The organism is Janthinobacterium sp. GW823-FHT01H08, assembly GCF_058797855.1.
This window is the reverse complement of sequence record NZ_CM179504.1, coordinates 4,359,749-4,375,741: the sequence shown is the minus strand read 5'-3', so window position 1 is coordinate 4,375,741 and position 15,993 is coordinate 4,359,749. Positions and strand designations below refer to the sequence as shown.

The window sequence follows — 15,993 nt, the reverse complement described above, 5'->3', positions numbered from 1 at the left end:
TAAAGTGGCGCGATGATAGCAAGCCGCGCGCTTTTTTGCTGGCGTCGCCCGGGCGCGCCGGCCCACGTGTGGTTTTTCAAGCCTGTCTATATAGCATGACCTGGATGCTGACACGTGTTTATTGGTGACTTTTCCCGCTTTTTCCATGCATAATTGCTTTTGAAAAAGTTTCTTCCCGCCTTGTCACCTGAATTCCCCTGTAAAGTTCGATGATCGCCCGCCTGATCCCTGTTGCCCTGTTGCCGCATGTTTAATTCACCTTACCAGCGCCTGCGCGCCAGCCTGCGCGTGCTGTACGGCTCATCGATCTATGGCGCCCTGCTGCTGGTGGTATTCGGCGGCCTGGTCGTGCCCGCCATTTTCGGCAGCTATGTGCTGGTCGGCGTGCATGAGCGCCAGTCGGCGCGCACCAGCCTGAACGAGGCCTTGCAGCGCAATGCCGACATCCTGGCGCTGGGCATGCAGGAGTCGCTGTGGAACATGAATGCGGAATCGGCCCATTCGCTGGTCGAATCGGTGATGCGCGACCGCGCCGTGCTGCTGGTGAAGGTGCTGGGGCAGGGCGACACGGAATTCATCCGTCTGCAGGCGCCGCAGCGGCCCGTGGGCAATCTGTACCGCGCCGAACGCGACATCCTCGTGCGCGGCGAACGCATCGGCCACATCGTCGTCGAGATGGACGACGCGCGCAGCCAGCAGGAGCTGCGCGAAAAGCAGATGTCCTATATTTTCGTGCTGGGCGCCCAGCTGGCCGTGTCGATGGCGCTGATCGTGCTGTTCCTGAACCGCCGCCTGCTCAAACCCCTGCGCCGCCTGACGCGCTTTTCCGACCGCCTGTCGCACGGCGATTTCGACACGCCGCTGACGTCGCACAGCAATGATGAACTGGGTCGCCTGACGGCCCAGCTCGAGCAAATGCGCGCGGCCATCGGCCAGCTGTTCGAGGATGTGGGTCAGCGCGAAGAGCGTTTCCGCACCATCGTCACGCAGGTGCCGGGTGCCGTTTTCCGCTACCGGCCCGATGGGCCCATCGATTTCGTCAGCGACGCCATCGAAGAGATCGCCGGCTATTCGGCGCATCAGTTCATGCGCGGCACCACGCATGCCTGGGCCGACCTGATCTGTCCGGAAGACCGGCGCGAGCACCGCCGCGCCGTGCGCCAGGCCGTGGCCGACGAACGGCCGTATGCGCTCGAATACCGCATCATCGACGCTTTCGGCATCGAGCGCTGGGTGGCCGAGAATGGCCAGCCGCAGGCGGGCGAGCAGGGCGTCATCTGGATCGATGGCATCATTGCCGACATCAGCCAGCGCAAGCACCACGAGATGCGCATCGAGGCGCTGCTCACGGAGCAGAGCGCGATCCTCGACAACGTGATGTTCGGCGTGATGTTCGTGCGCCACCGCCGCATCATTTCCGTCAATCGCCGCTGCGAGGAACTGTTCGGCTACGGCCATGCCGAGATGACGGGCAGTTCCACCGCCATCGTGTTCATGACCTCATATGACTTCGAGGAGGCGGGCGAGCGCCAGTATCCGGCAATGGCCGCGGGCGGCGATTTCAGCGAGGAGCGCCAGTACAAGCGCCGCGACGGCAGTCTGTTCTGGGCGCTGGTCAGCGGTTGCGCGCTCGATCCCCTGCGCCCCAACGAGGGCAGTATCTGGGTGTATGCCGATATCACGGCGCGCAAGGAAGCCGAGGAAAAGCTGCGCCTGTCGGCCACCGTGCTCGAACATATCGCCGACGGCGTGATGGTGGTCGATGCGGGCGGCATCATCGTCACCGTCAATCCCGCCTTCACGCAGATCACCGGCTATACCGAAGCCGAGGCGGTGGGCCAGCATTCCTCGCTGACACGCTCGGCGCGCCACGACTCTGCGTTCTACCAGGCCATGTGGGACGAATTGAAGGCCAGCGGTTTCTGGCGTGGCGAGATCTGGCACCAGCGCAAGAACGGCGAGCTGTATCTGGAGTGGCTGACCATCAGCGCCGTGCGCGACGCGCGCGCCGGCACCACGCATTACGTGGGCGTGTTCAGCGATATCACGCTGGTCAAGGAGTCGCAGGAAAAGCTCGACCACATGGCCCACCACGATCCGCTGACGGCGCTGCCGAACCGCCTGCTGTTCCACGACCGCCTGCAGCACGCGCTGCTGCGCGCCGCGCGCGACCAGGAGCAGCTGGCCGTGCTGTTCATCGACCTGGACCGCTTCAAGAACGTCAACGACACCCTGGGCCACCACGTGGGCGACGAATTGCTGCAGAAGGTGGCCGGCCAGCTGGCGGCCCGCCTGCGCGAAGGCGACACCCTGGCGCGCCTGGGCGGCGACGAGTTCATCGTGCTGCTCGAGGGTATCGACGGCGAGTACGGCGCGACGCAGGTGGCGGAAAAGCTGATGACCATGTTCGACCAGCCGTTCACGGTGGCCGACCACGAACTGTTCGTCACCTGCAGCGTGGGCATCAGCCTGTATCCAGACGATGCGCTGGACTTGAACATGCTGATACGTAATGCCGACGTGGCCATGTACCAGGCCAAGGCGCGCGGGCGCAACGGCTACCGCTTCTATGCGCCGTCGATGACGGGCGAGGGCGTCGAGCGCCTGCGCCTGGAAACCTTTTTGCGCCGCTCGATCGAGAAGAACGAGATGTTCCTCAATTACCAGCCGCAGGTGGAAATCGACACGGGCCGCCTGGTCGGCGTCGAGGCGCTGGTGCGCTGGAACCACCCGGAACTGGGCCTGGTGCCGCCCGCGCGTTTCATTCCGCTGGCCGAAGACAGCGGTTTCATCAACCAGTTGGGAAAATGGGTGCTCGACGAAGCGTGCCGCCAGATGATGCGCTGGCAGGCGCAGGGCTTGCACGTGCCGAAGATGGCCGTCAACCTGTCCGTCAAGCAGTTCGAACGGGGCAGCATCGCCGGCATGGTGGCCGCCATCTTGCAGGAAACGGGTCTCGAGCCGCAGCGGCTGCAGCTGGAAGTGACGGAATCCGTCATCATGAACACGGGCGACGCCCTCGGTTTCATCAATGACTTGCACGCCATCGGCGTGGGCCTGGCCATCGACGATTTCGGCACCGGCTATTCCTCGCTCGCGTATCTGAAACAGCTGCCCGTGCAGACCTTGAAGATCGACCGCTCCTTCATCAAGGATATCTCGACGGACGTCAATGACGAAGCGATTGCGATTGCCATCATCCAGCTGGGCAAGAGCATGCAATTGTCCGTGATCGCCGAAGGCGTGGAGACGGAAGAGCAGGCCGCCTTCCTGCTGCGCCATGGCTGCAAGCTGGCGCAAGGTTATTTTTATAGCCGTCCGGTGCTGGCACAGGATATGCTGGAGCGCTGGATCGATCACTCACTACTATAAAGGACAGCCCATGGCCGCACAATCCTCCCCGTCGCGCCGTCGTTTCCTGCTCGGCGGCCTTGGCCTCGGCGTGGCCGGCGTGGGCGCCCTGGTGCTGGGATGGGGCGTGCTGCCGCCGCGCCAGCGCCTGCATGGCAGTGCGCCGCTGCCGCTCCAGGATGGCGCCGTGGCCTTGAACGGCTGGCTGGCCATAGGCACGGATGGCACGGTGACCCTGGCCATGCCGCGCAGCGAGATGGGGCAGGGCGTGCACACGGCCTTGCCCATGCTGGTGGCCGAGGAACTCGACGTGCCGCTGGCCAGCGTCAAGCTGATCCAGGCGCCCATGGATAAAATCTTCGGCAACGTCGCCATGCTCAAGGATAGCCTGCCGTTCCATCCCGATGACCAGGGCCGCGTCAAAGCGCTGGCCCAGTGGACGGTGGCCAAGGCGGCGCGCGAACTGGGCGTAATCGTCACTGGCGGCTCGTCGAGCGTGAAGGATGGCTGGGGTCCGATGCGCGAGGCGGGGGCGTCCGCGCGCGCCATGCTGCTGCAAGCCGCCGCCGCGTTGTGGCAGGTGCCGGCCGCGCAATGCCGCACGGAAAATGGCGACGTGCTCCACCCCGATGGCCGGCGCGCCAGCTACGCCAGCCTGGCGCAGCGCGCCGCCGCCATCGATCCGGGCACGCCCGTGCTGAAACTGCCCAAGGATTTCAAACTGATCGGCCAGCCGGCGCCGCGCCGCGACACGCCGTCCAAAGTCAACGGCAGCGCGCGTTTCGGCATCGATGCGCGTCCGCCCGGCATGCTGTACGCGGCCCTGCATCTGCCGCCGCGCCTGGGCGATACCTTGTCCGCGTTCGATGCGGCGCCCATCCTGGCCATGCCCGGCGTTAAAAAGGTGGTGGACCTGACGCCGCAGCTGGCCCAGCGCAGCGTGTCTTGCGCGGCCGTGGTGGCCGACACCTGGTGGCGCGCCAGACAGGCGGCGGCCGCCTTGCCGACGCAGTGGAAGGCCGGCCCGCAGGCGAACTTGTCCAGCGCGGGCGTGTATGCGGAATTTGCCCGCCTGCTGGACAGCGAAGCCGGTTACGCCTACCACGCCAGCGGCGAGGTGGAAAGTAAAGCCGTGCAAGGCTTGCGCAGCGTCAAGGCCGAATACCGCGCGCCGTTCCTCGCGCATGCCGCCATGGAACCCGTCAACTGCACCGCGCAGGTGAAAAATGGCAAGGTGATGCTGTGGGTGTCGACGCAGGCGCCCGGCATCGCCGTCGACGTGGCGGCGAAAGTGGCCGGCGTCGATGCGCGGGATGTCAGCATCGAAGTGCTGCTGCTCGGCGGCGGTTTCGGCCGCCGCCTGGAATTGGACATGGTGGCGCAGGCCGTGGCCATCGCGCTGCAGTGCGATGGCGCGCCCGTGCAGCTGGTGTGGACGCGCGAACAGGACACCAAGCACGATATGTACCGTCCCGCCGCGCTGGCCCGCTTTGCGGCCCGGCTCGACGAGCATGGCCGCATCGCTTCCTGGGACAATAAATCCGTCAGCGGCTCCATCACGCACCAGTACCTGCAGCGCAATTTCGGCCTGCCCGGCGCGGGGCCGGACAAGACCACGGCGGAAGGCGAATTCGACATGCCGTATGAAATCGCCAACCAGCGCATCGCCCACGTGATCGCCGACAGTGCCGTGCCGGTCGGCTACTGGCGCTCCGTCGGGCATTCGCATAATGCATTCTTCAAGGAAAGCTTTATCGACGAACTCGCGCATGCGGCGGGGCAGGACGGCATCGCCTTCCGCCGCGCCATGCTGACGCAGCATCCGCGCCACCTGGCCGTGCTCGATGCGGCCGTCGCCAGGGCGGGCAGTGCTCCGCCCGGCCATGCGCATGGCGTGGCCCTGCACCAGTCGTTCGGCAGCATCGTCGCGCAAGTGGCGCAAGTGTCCGTGGAAAACGGCGAGATCCGCGTGCAGCGCGTCGTGTGCGCCATCGATTGCGGCATCGCCGTCAATCCGAACATCATCGCCCAGCAGATGGAGTCAGCCGTGCTGTTCGGCCTGTCGGCGGCGCTGGGCGGCGAGATCACGTTCCAGGAAGGGAAGGTCGAGCAAGGCAACTTCCACGACTATCCCGTGCTGCGCATGGGGCAAACGCCCGAGGTTGAAACCATCATCATCGCCAGCGCCGAGCATCCGGAAGGCGTGGGCGAACCGGGCACGCCGCCGATCGCGCCGGCCGTGGCCAACGCCGTGTTCAGTCTGACGGGCAAACGCCTGCGCAGCTTGCCGCTGCGCCTGGCTTGATGCGGATCAGGCCAGCGTGGTAGCCAGTAAATGGCGCAGATTGCAGTCGCGCTGCCAGTCGCGCCGTTCCTGCGTGCTGGTGGCCAGCGCCGCCAGTTCCTCGACGCTGAGCGCCTGCTGCGCCTGCACCATGCGGTGCGCCAGGCCGCCGTCGGGCAGCACGGTGCCGAAGAAGGCCACGTTGTCTTCGTGCTGGATCAGCAGGGTGGGGAAGTTGTCGATGTCGAGGTCGCCCACCACGTCGGCCTGGTCTTCGATGTCGATCCAGACGAAGACGGTGTCCGGATGGCGCGCGGCCAGTTCCTCGAACGTGGCGCGGTAGCTGCCGCAAGTGCCGCACCACAGCGCGCACAGGCAGGCCACCGTCCAGCGCGGGCCGGCCAGGGCTGCCGCGACGTCGGCGCGGTTATCGGTCGTGAGGGTCAGGCTGTACATGGCTGTATATATTAGTAGGCTGATGGGCACGGGCGCCCGATGCGCGTATTCTACCGCGCCCGGCCCCCTCAGTCCCGAGAATGCATGAGCTTGTTTATGGGTGTTTTTTGATGCAATACACCTTTCTGGTGGATAATGCTGATAATTGCGCGCTGATTACGCTGGTCCATGCTGTTTCCTGGCCCCGCAGCCTGACCCCCTCCAGTCTGTTTTCATGCCCTGCCCGGTGTCAGCGCTCCCGCCTTTGTTTATTTTTATTATGGAATTAGCCAGCTTATGTTGAGTTACCGCCACGCCTTTCACGCGGGTAATCACGCCGATGTGTTGAAACATTATGTGCAGATTCAGTTATTGCAATACCTGAATCAAAAAGATACCGCCTATAGTTATATCGATACCCATTCCGGCGCGGGCGTGTATGCGCTCGACGGCGGTTATGCCTCGAAAAATGCCGAGTACGAAACGGGCATCGCTCCCCTGTGGGACCGTACGGACTGGCCGGCCTCGCTGGCCGAGTACATGAAGCTGATCAAGGAAATGAATCCGAGCGGCAAGATGCGCTACTACCCGGGTTCGCCGTACTGCGCCGACAAGGTCAGCCGCGAGCAAGACCGTCTGCGCCTGTTCGAACTGCATCCTGCCGATGCCAAGATTCTGGCTGACAACTTCCGCAAGGTCGAGGCGCATGCGCTGGCCCAGGGCGAGCGTCCGACCGTGCGCGGCAAGCGCGTGCTCATCACCAAGGCCGACGGTTTCCAGAGCCTGAAAGCCCTGCTGCCGCCGCCATCGCGCCGCGCGCTGGTGCTGATCGACCCGCCATACGAAGACAAGATGGATTACCGCAAGGTCAAGGACACCCTGGCCGACGCCCTCGTGCGCTTCCCGTCCGGCATCTACGCCGTCTGGTACCCGGTGCTGCAGCGCATGGAATCGCGCCAGTTCGCCGACAAGCTCAAGCAATTGCCCAGCTCGGACTGGCTGCACGTGACCCTGACCGTCAACACGCCGTCGCCGGACGGCTTCGGCTTGCACAGCAGCGGCATGTTCATCTTGAACCCGCCGTACACCCTGGAGCCGATGCTGCGCGAAGTCATGCCGTATCTGGTCAAGGTACTGGGCCGCGACGATGGCGCCAAGTTTGTGCTGGAGACGGGCAAGGGCGGTCAAAAGAACACCGGTACACGGCGCGTATAGTCGTCCTCGGTTCGTGCTGCAATAAAAAACGCCACGGGTAATTGCCCGTGGCGTTTGTCGTTTACTGCCCCAACAGTAAGAACACGGTCGGTTTCTTGTGGAAGTCAGGTGCCTTGCCGGCGGCCAATTGTTTCTTCCACTGTCCGCCATTCCACGTCTGCACGTTTTCCGAGTCCAGGCTCAGGTCGGTGGCGACGCAGATCAGGGTTGACGGCGCGCATTGCGTCACGAGGGCTTCGAGCATGGCGGCGTTGCGGTATGGCGTTTCGATGAACAGCTGAGTTTGCTTTTCATTGCGCGAACGGCTTTCCAGTTCCTTGATGCGCTTGGCGCGCAGGGCCGCGTCCGTGGGCAGGTAGCCGTTGAAGGCGAAGCTCTGGCCGTTCAAGCCGCTGGCCATCACGGCCAGCAGGATCGACGACGGGCCCACCAGCGGACGCACTTTAATGCCGTGCTGATGCGCCAGGCGTACCAGGTCGGCGCCGGGGTCGGCCACGGCGGGCACGCCCGCTTCCGACACGAGGCCCGCATCGCGTCCCGCTAGCAGCGGTGCCAGCAAGCCGGCCAGCGCTTGCGCCGGGGTATTGACGTTGAGTTCGGAAATCGTGATTTCCTGCAGCGGCTTGGCCAGCGGATGCTGGTTGCCGATCAATTTCAGGAAGGCGCGCGCCGTCTTGGCGTTTTCCGCGACGAAATAATCGAGTTGCGAGGTGATCTGCCGCACCTGCTCGGGAATGATGCGGGCCAGCGGGTCGATGGCGCCATCGGACAGGCCGAGGTGGTTGGGGATCAGGTACAGGGTGCCGGTCATGGATTTTAGTCAGTCATGTTAGTACCCCAACGTCAAACTGCCGGGGTCAGACCCGTCGGGTCTGACCCCAGATGTTGCCGTTAGGGGTATTTTAAATTTTAAAAAACGCCACGCCCGCCTTGCGCAGCATGCCGGTGAGGGCGATCAGCGGCAAGCCGGTGAGGGCGGTCGGGTCGGTGCTGTCGATGCGTTCGAGCAGGGCGATGCCCAGGCCTTCGTTCTTGGCGCTGCCGGCGCAGTCGTACGGCTGCTCGATGCGCAGGTAGGCGTCCAGTTCCGCGTCGGGCAAGTCGCGCACGGTGACGAGGGTCTGGATATCTTCCACCTGGGCCACGGCCGGAGTGTGGCGCCCGTCGAGCAGGCACAGGGCCGTGTGGAACACGGTCTGGCGCCCGCGCATGGTTTGCAGTTGGCGCAGGGCATAGTCATGGTTGCCGGGCTTGCCGATCTGCGCGCCGTCCAGGGTGGCGACCTGGTCGGAGCCGATGACGAGACTGCCAGGATAGCGGTCGAGCACGGCCTGCGCCTTGGCCTGCGCCAGGCGCAAGGCCGTGGCGCTGGGGCTTTCGCCTGGCAGGGGGCTTTCGTCGAGATCGGGAACGGCCACCTCGAAAGGCAGGCGCAGGCGTTGCAGCAATTCCTTGCGGTAGGTCGAGCTCGATGCAAGAATCAAGCGCAATGGGGCGGAAGTTGGTATCATTCGGTAGTGGATGGCGGCCGGCATGGCCGCGCAGGTCGATGTCAGTGGGATTTCACGCAAATTCCAGGGCGCAGAGCCCATAACTGAGGCTCCATGCGGCATGACGGTGTTGATGAAGTTGTCATGTTGATGGCAATGATTGCGTCAAAAAAGATGCTTAGCCTTTGACTCCGTGCTAAAAACCCTGTTATTATCGCAGGTTTTCCGGGGAAATTTTCTACCAATGAATGCTTTTGTGATCGACGCCTTTGATTTTTGTCGTATCAGCGGGAGCCGCGAGGGTGTAACTCCTGTCGCTGAAATGACCCGGTTGACCAAGGATTGTGCAGATAATTCCGGCGAGATCGCCTGGAAGATCGTCGGCGGCACCAGCAAGCTGGGCTACCCACAACTGACCTTGTCGGTCAACGGCACCGTTCAGCTGGTTTGCCAGCGCTGCCTGACTCCGTATGCTTACGCAATTGATTCGACGACCACTCTGATGCTGGGCAAGGATGACGAGCACGCAGACGAGATCGAAGAAATCATCAACGATGAATCGATCGACGTGATCGTCGGCAGCCGCAGCATGGATGCCGCGGCCCTGATCGAAGATGAAGCCTTGCTGGCCCTGCCGCAGGTACCCAAACACGACGTCTGCCCCGATACGGCGCAGCTCGATGCTCTCAAGACTGAAAAGAAGTCGCCGTTTGCGGCACTGAAAGACTTGAAGCCAGAATAAGTAGTGTAAGAAAGGAAGCCTTAAAAAACCGTAGCGAGCGGCCCGATATCGTCTTGAGTAGCGCAAGCGTACGAAGGTACGCTGAGCAACGCCGAGGCGATAGCGGGAAGCGCAGTAGGTTTTTTATGCTTCCTGTAAAGAACGTGTCAAACGCGTGTAGTAATCGAGTATGGCAAGTGTAGTGAAATGTAATTGTAATAAACGATGTCGGTCCGGGCTATTTTCGGGTAGTCTTTGCCGCTGGGATACTCGATTCGCATGTATTTGCCAATCGATTGTGCTAAAATTTTAGAACTTATGTATTAGGAGTCATCATGGCAGTTCAACAGAACAAGAAAACCCCTTCCAAGCGCGGCATGCACCGTTCGCACGACTTCCTGGTCGCGCCGCAATTGAGCGTCGAGCCAGTTACCGGCGAAACACACATGCGTCACCATATCAGCCCTAACGGCTTCTATCGTGGCCGTAAAGTGTTGAAGACCAAAAACGACGAGTAATCGACGTTTTTGTTGGGTAAGATGAAAGCGGTGTTGCGTGGTTATTCGGCGTGGCGCCGCTTCTTCTTTTTTATCGGCTGCAATTCATCTTGCACACCCGTCATTTTGAATCACGCTGTCCAGGCCTGTGCATGACATGCTGCGCCCTGCATATGCTCCAGTCCGATTCACATCTTGCCGCACGCCCGCAGCGGTATTGAATCAACACAAATGACAATCAAAATTTCTATCGACTGCATGGGCGGAGATCACGGTCCCTCAGTCACTATCCCCGCAGCAATTTCCTTCGTAAAACATGAGCCTGAAGCCGAACTGATCCTTGTTGGATTGGAAGACGTGATTCGTGCCGAACTGAAGAAACATAAAGCCGACACGCATCCGCGCCTGTCGGTATTGCATGCCTCCGAACAAGTTACCATGGACGATCCCCTGGAAGTGGCCCTGCGCCGCAAGAAGGATTCCTCCATGCGCGTGGCCATCGAACAGGTCAAGAGCGGTGTGGCGCAAGCCTCCGTTTCCGCCGGTAATACGGCAGCCTTGATGGCCGTGTCGCGCTACGTATTGAAAACCATGTCCGGCGTCGACCGCCCGGCCATCTGCAGCATCTTGCCGAATCAAAAGAACGGCCCGACCTATATGCTGGACCTGGGCGCCAACGTCGATTGCGAACCGCATCACTTGCACCAGTTCGCCATCATGGGCTCCGTGCTCGTGTCCGCCATGGAGGGTATCGAACGTCCCACGATCGGCTTGCTGAACGTGGGCACGGAAGATATCAAGGGCAATGAAGTGGTGAAACTCACCTCGAAGCTGCTGCAGGCCGACCACGAGCGTGGCGCGCTGAACTTCTACGGCAACGTGGAAGGCAACGATATCTTCAAAGGCACGACCGATATCGTCGTCTGCGACGGTTTCGTCGGCAATGTCACCCTGAAAGCCATCGAAGGCCTGGCGCGCTTCATGAAAGACGTGCTCACTTCCGAATTCAAGCGCAATCCGATTACCATGCTGGGCGCGCTGATCGCCCGCGGGGCCCTGAAAGCCATCGGCAACCGTTTGAATCCTTCGCGTTACAACGGCGCCAGCCTGCTGGGCTTGCGTGGCCTCGTCTTCAAGAGCCATGGCAGCGCCGATGCCTATTCCTTCGAATGGGCCTTGCGCCGCGCCTTTGATGCGGCAAAAAATGACGTGCAAGCGCACTTGGCCAGCCTGATCGCCGAGTTGATGCCGCGCACGCCAGTTCCGGATGAACCTACATCAACAAGCTCTACCATTTAGTGGACGGGTACTTGCATGACTGTTTTTAGCAAAACTTACAGCAAAATTATCGGTACCGGCAGCTACCTGCCGGAGAAGCGCGTCACCAACCAGGACTTGACCGAACAGCTGGCCGCCAAGGGCATCGAGACGTCGGATGAATGGATCGTGTCGCGCAGCGGCATCTCGGCGCGCCACTACGCGGCGCCAACGCAAAACTCCTCGGACCTGGGCGTGGAAGCGGCCAAAAAGGCCCTGGACATGGCCGGCCTGAACGGCAACGACCTGGACCTCATCATCGTCGCCAGCTCGACCCCCGACTTCTTCGGCAGCTTCCCCAGCACCGCCTGCATCGTGCAAAACAAGCTGGGCATCACGAACAATTGCGCCGCCGTCGACGTGCAAGCCGTCTGCAGCGGTTTCGTGTATGCGGTGGCCACGGCCGACAGTTTTATTCAGTCGGGCATGCATAAAAACGTGCTGGTGATCGGCGCCGAAGTGTTTTCGCGCATCCTCAATTTCGACGATCGCGGCACTTGCGTGCTGTTCGGCGACGGCGCCGGCGCCATCGTCATGACGGCGTCGAAAGACCCCGGCATTCTGGCCACCAAGCTGCACGCGGACGGCCGCCACTCGAACATCCTCAGCGTGCCGGGCAGCCTGGCTGGCGGCGCGCTGGACGGCAGCGCCTTCCTGTACATGGATGGCCCCGCCGTCTTCAAGCTGGCCGTGTCCGTGTTGGAAAAGGTCGCGCACGAAGCCCTCGAACACGCCAACATGACGTCGGACCAGATCGACTGGCTGATCCCGCACCAGGCAAATATCCGCATCATGAACAGCACGGCGAAGAAACTCGGCTTGCCGCTGGACAAGATGGTCGTCACCGTCGACCAGCATGGCAACACTTCGGCCGCCTCGATCCCGCTGGCGCTCGACATCGCCGTGCGCGACGGCCGGGTCAAGAAGGGCGACAACGTCATGATGGAAGGCGTGGGCGGCGGCTTTACCTGGGGCGCCGTGCTGGCAAGGATGTGATAGCCGAAGGCTGACTTTGGGGTCCGACCCGTCGGGGGAATACATTCCAATGGAATGCATTCCGATCCCGCAGGGACGTACCCCAGCAGTTGCCTTTAGGTCTCTGATTCTCTAAATAGTAAAAAAACGGAGTCGACATGACACAATTTGCATTTGTTTTCCCAGGCCAAGGCTCGCAAGCGATTGCGATGCTCGATGGTTTCGCCGGCAACCCCGTGGTTGCGCAAACCGTCGCCGAAGCGTCGGATGCCCTGCAATGCGACCTGGGCAAGCTGATCGCCGAAGGTCCGAAGGAAGAGCTGGACCTGACCACCAATACGCAACCGGTGATGCTGACGGCGGCCGTGGCCTTCTATCGCGCCTGGCTGGCAGCGGGCGGCCCCGTGCCGACGGTCGTGGCCGGTCACAGCCTCGGTGAATATTCGGCGCTGGTCGCCGCCGGCGTGATCTCGTTCAAGGATGCCGTGCCGCTCGTGCGTTTCCGCGCGCAAGCCATGCAGGAAGCCGTACCGGTAGGGCAGGGCACGATGGCTGTCGTGCTGGGCCTGTCGGATGATGACGTGCGCGCCGCCTGTGCGGAAGCGGCGGCGGAAAACCCGGCCCTGGTGGTCGAGCCTGTCAATTTCAATGCGCCGGCGCAAGTCGTCATCGCCGGCCACACGGCGGCCGTTGAGCGCGCCTGCGAACTGGCCAAGGCCAAGGGCGCCAAACGCGCCATGAAGCTGCCCGTTTCCGCGCCATTCCACTCGTCGCTGCTGAAACCGGCATCGGACCGCTTGCGCGAGTACATGGCCGGCCTGACGTTCGCCGCGCCGCAGATCGCCCTGATCAACAACGTCGACGTGGCCATCGTCAACGACGTCGCCGGCATCAAGGATGCGCTCGTGCGCCAGGCAGCCAGTCCCGTGCGCTGGGTGGAAACCATGCAAAAAGTGGCGGCAGACGGCATCACGCAAGTGATCGAATGCGGCCCGGGCAAGGTCCTGATGGGCCTGGCCAAGCGCATCGATCCCGTGCTGGTGGGCGACGCCATCGTCGACCAGGCTTCGCTGGAACGCATTTTGACGCAGCTCAAATAAACATCAGATCGCGGCAGCCTGCCTGCCGCGCTTGCTTTTAAGGATACTCATGAATTTAGCAAATCAAGTCGTGCTGGTCACGGGCGCCTCGCGCGGCATCGGCCGCGCCATCGCCACCGAACTGGGCAAACAGGGTGCTACCGTGGTTGGCACCGCCACCTCGGAAAGCGGTGCGCAAGCGATCACCGATTACCTGGCCGCCGAAGGCGTCACGGGCAAGGGCCTGGTCCTGAACGTGACCGATGCGGCGCGCTGCGCAGCCGTCGTCGATGAAGTGCAGAAAGCCTACGGCAGCCTGTCCATCCTCGTCAACAATGCGGGCATTACGCAAGACCAGCTGGCCATGCGCATGAAGGATGAAGAGTGGGACAGCGTGATTTCCACGAACCTGTCGGCCGTCGGCCGCCTGTCGCGCGCCGTACTGCGCGGGATGATGAAAGCCAAAACTGGGCGTATCATTAATATCACGTCGGTGGTGGCGTCGTCGGGCAATCCGGGGCAAATGAATTACGCGGCGGCCAAGGCCGGCGTGGAAGGCATGAGCCGCGCCCTGGCGCGCGAAATCGGCAGCCGCAACATTACCGTGAACTGCATCGCCCCTGGCTTCATCGATACCGACATGACCAAGGCCCTGAGCGAAGAGCAGCACGCGGCCCTGTTGACGCAAATTCCCCTGTCCCGCCTGGGCAAACCGGAAGACGTGGCGGCGGCGGTGGCCTTTTTGGCCTCGCCGCAAGCGGCCTACATCACGGGCACCACCCTGCACGTGAACGGCGGTATGTACATGAATTGATGTGAAAGCTAGACGGGGCGGGCGTTTGTGGCATCATTCAATGGCCGTTTTTGTCTATAATCGCATCTTTTAGCAGCAGCTTCGGTCGAATTAGCAGCAGACACCGAAATTAGTATTCGGACGCGCAAACCTGATAAAATGCGCGCACTTTCCGTAACACACACTTTGGAGCCATAACATGTCGGATATCGAACAACGCGTTAAGAAAATCGTCGCTGAGCAACTGGGCGTTGCAGAAGCAGACATCAAAATCGAATCCTCCTTCGTCGACGATCTCGGCGCCGATTCCCTGGACACCGTGGAACTGGTCATGGCCCTGGAAGACGAATTCGAAATGGAAATCCCTGACGAACAAGCTGAAAAAATCACCACCGTGCAACAGGCGATCGACTACGCCACCGCACACGTCAAGGCCTAAGCCTGTCTGACCGACTTCAGGAGAATCGCTTGAGCCGTTCTAAAAACCGTCGTGTTGTTGTCACCGGCCTGGGCTGCGTTTCACCTGTCGGCAATACTATTGCCGAGGCGTGGGGCGCAATCATTGAAGGTAAATCCGGCATTGCCACGATTACCAAGTTTGATGCACAGCCATTCACCACGCATTTTGCCGGTGAAGTCAAAGGCTTCAATATCGAAGAGTATATCTCCGGTAAGGAAGCACGCCACATGGATACCTTTATCCATTACGGCATGGCTGCCGGCATCCAGGCGATGCAGGACTCCGGCCTGGAAGTGACCGAAGAAAACGCCGAGCGCATCGGCGTGATCATCGGTTCCGGTATCGGCGGCTTGCCGCTGATCGAGGAAACCAAGTCCGAGTACGAAAAGCGCGGTCCGCGCCGTATCTCGCCCTTTTTCGTGCCTGCCTCGATCATTAACATGATCTCTGGCAACCTTTCGATCAAATATGGTCTGAAGGGCCCGAATCTGGCGATCGTGACGGCGTGTACCACCGGTTTGCACAGCATCGGTGCCGCAGCGCGCATGATCGAGTACGGCGATGCCGACGTCATGATCGCCGGTGGCGCTGAATCGACCGTGTCGCCGCTGGGCCTGGGCGGTTTCGCCTCGGCGCGCGCCTTGTCGACCCGCAACGACGATCCGGCAACGGCATCGCGTCCGTGGGATACCGACCGCGACGGCTTCGTGCTGGGCGAGGGCGCTGGCGTCATGGTGCTGGAAGACTACGAGCACGCGGTGGCCCGTGGTGCCAAGATCTATGCTGAAGTGCATGGTTTCGGGATGAGCGCAGATGCTTATCACATGACCTCGCCGCTGGAAGATGGCAGCGGCGGCAGCAAATCGGTGATCGCGGCCCTCAACAACGCCGGCTTGAACGCGGATCAGATTCAGTACCTGAACGCGCACGGCACGTCGACCCCGCAAGGCGACGTGGCGGAAGTGATGGGCATCAAACGCACCTTCGGCGAGCACGCCAAGAATCTGGTTGTCAACTCGACCAAGTCGATGACGGGCCATTTGCTGGGCGGCGCGGGCGGTCTGGAAGCGGTGTTTACGGTCCTGGCATTGCACCATCAGGTGTCGCCACCGACCATCAACATCTTCAACCAGGATCCGGCTTGCGATCTCGATTTCTGTGCCAACACGGCGCGGGATATGAAGATCGATTATGCAGTGAAGAATTCGTTCGGCTTCGGCGGCACGAATGGCACACTGATTTTCGGTAAAGCGAAATAAGCAGGAACTTTCAAGCGCTCGCTACGGTCAAATCGTAGTGAGCGCTGATTCGGCGCCAACGTTCGTTGGCGCCTGAATTTGCCCGGCATGTTGCCGGCGCGCCTTTTTTTTCCCATG

14 protein-coding genes are annotated in these 15,993 nt (G+C 61.7%); 11 read left to right on the top strand and 3 right to left on the bottom strand.

What is annotated here, in order from left to right; genetic code table 11:
• Window positions 1-246 precede the first annotated feature (246 nt).
• Both AC3RCG_RS19580 and AC3RCG_RS19575 read left to right on the top strand, forming a co-directional pair.
• Window positions 247-3,372, top strand: a complete 3,126-nt coding sequence (locus tag AC3RCG_RS19580) for a bifunctional diguanylate cyclase/phosphodiesterase (protein ID WP_409028268.1) — start codon at window positions 247-249, stop codon at window positions 3,370-3,372.
• Window positions 3,373-3,382: 10 nt separating this feature from the next.
• A complete protein-coding gene (locus AC3RCG_RS19575; RefSeq protein WP_492403072.1) occupies window positions 3,383-5,656 on the top strand; it encodes a xanthine dehydrogenase family protein molybdopterin-binding subunit in 2,274 nt (757 codons plus the stop codon).
• Between the two features lie 6 nt (window positions 5,657-5,662).
• Here the strand turns inward: AC3RCG_RS19575 and AC3RCG_RS19570 are convergent, their stop codons facing one another.
• The gene (locus AC3RCG_RS19570; RefSeq protein ID WP_492403070.1) at window positions 5,663-6,091 is read right to left on the bottom strand and encodes a thioredoxin family protein; all 429 of its coding nucleotides are present in this window, start codon (window positions 6,089-6,091) and stop codon (window positions 5,663-5,665) included.
• Window positions 6,092-6,367: 276 nt separating this feature from the next.
• Here AC3RCG_RS19570 and AC3RCG_RS19565 point away from each other — a divergent pair, with 276 nt between their 5' ends.
• Window positions 6,368-7,285, top strand: coding sequence for a 23S rRNA (adenine(2030)-N(6))-methyltransferase RlmJ (locus AC3RCG_RS19565; protein WP_070288661.1), 918 nt, complete (start codon window positions 6,368-6,370; stop codon window positions 7,283-7,285).
• Window positions 7,286-7,346: 61 nt separating this feature from the next.
• On the opposite strand, the gene AC3RCG_RS19560 is transcribed toward AC3RCG_RS19565, so the two are convergent.
• Both AC3RCG_RS19560 and AC3RCG_RS19555 read right to left on the bottom strand, forming a co-directional pair.
• A complete protein-coding gene (locus AC3RCG_RS19560; RefSeq protein WP_492403069.1) occupies window positions 7,347-8,096 on the bottom strand; it encodes an SAM-dependent methyltransferase in 750 nt (249 codons plus the stop codon).
• Between the two features lie 91 nt (window positions 8,097-8,187).
• Window positions 8,188-8,796: a Maf-like protein gene (locus AC3RCG_RS19555; protein ID WP_070224171.1), complete on the bottom strand. Its 609-nt coding sequence runs from the start codon at window positions 8,794-8,796 to the stop codon at window positions 8,188-8,190.
• A gap of 223 nt (window positions 8,797-9,019) precedes the next feature.
• Between AC3RCG_RS19555 and AC3RCG_RS19550 the strand changes: the two genes are divergently transcribed.
• The 8 genes from AC3RCG_RS19550 to fabF all read left to right on the top strand — a co-directional run bounded on the left by AC3RCG_RS19550 (window position 9,020) and on the right by fabF (window position 15,876).
• A complete protein-coding gene (locus AC3RCG_RS19550) occupies window positions 9,020-9,517 on the top strand; it encodes a YceD family protein (RefSeq protein ID WP_070311438.1) in 498 nt (165 codons plus the stop codon).
• A gap of 314 nt (window positions 9,518-9,831) precedes the next feature.
• Complete coding sequence (gene rpmF, locus AC3RCG_RS19545) at window positions 9,832-10,014, top strand: 50S ribosomal protein L32 (RefSeq protein ID WP_034749653.1); 183 nt, start codon at window positions 9,832-9,834, stop codon at window positions 10,012-10,014.
• Window positions 10,015-10,224: 210 nt separating this feature from the next.
• Window positions 10,225-11,292 carry a phosphate acyltransferase PlsX gene (gene plsX, locus AC3RCG_RS19540; RefSeq protein WP_035820253.1) on the top strand — a complete coding sequence of 356 codons (1,068 nt, stop codon included), beginning with the start codon at window positions 10,225-10,227 and terminating at the stop codon, window positions 11,290-11,292.
• 15 nt (window positions 11,293-11,307) lie between these two features.
• Window positions 11,308-12,306 carry a beta-ketoacyl-ACP synthase III gene (locus AC3RCG_RS19535; RefSeq protein WP_492403066.1) on the top strand — a complete coding sequence of 333 codons (999 nt, stop codon included), beginning with the start codon at window positions 11,308-11,310 and terminating at the stop codon, window positions 12,304-12,306.
• Between the two features lie 137 nt (window positions 12,307-12,443).
• Window positions 12,444-13,385, top strand: coding sequence for an ACP S-malonyltransferase (gene fabD, locus AC3RCG_RS19530; protein WP_070223879.1), 942 nt, complete (start codon window positions 12,444-12,446; stop codon window positions 13,383-13,385).
• Window positions 13,386-13,434: 49 nt separating this feature from the next.
• Window positions 13,435-14,178, top strand: a complete 744-nt coding sequence (gene fabG, locus AC3RCG_RS19525; protein WP_070223877.1) for a 3-oxoacyl-ACP reductase FabG — start codon at window positions 13,435-13,437, stop codon at window positions 14,176-14,178.
• A 178-nt stretch (window positions 14,179-14,356) separates the two neighbouring features.
• Window positions 14,357-14,596 carry an acyl carrier protein gene (acpP, locus tag AC3RCG_RS19520; protein WP_008449912.1) on the top strand — a complete coding sequence of 80 codons (240 nt, stop codon included), beginning with the start codon at window positions 14,357-14,359 and terminating at the stop codon, window positions 14,594-14,596.
• A gap of 29 nt (window positions 14,597-14,625) precedes the next feature.
• On the top strand, window positions 14,626-15,876 hold the full coding sequence (gene fabF, locus AC3RCG_RS19515) for a beta-ketoacyl-ACP synthase II (RefSeq protein WP_070223875.1): 1,251 nt from the start codon (window positions 14,626-14,628) through the stop codon (window positions 15,874-15,876).
• The last annotated feature ends 117 nt before the right edge of the window (window positions 15,877-15,993 follow it).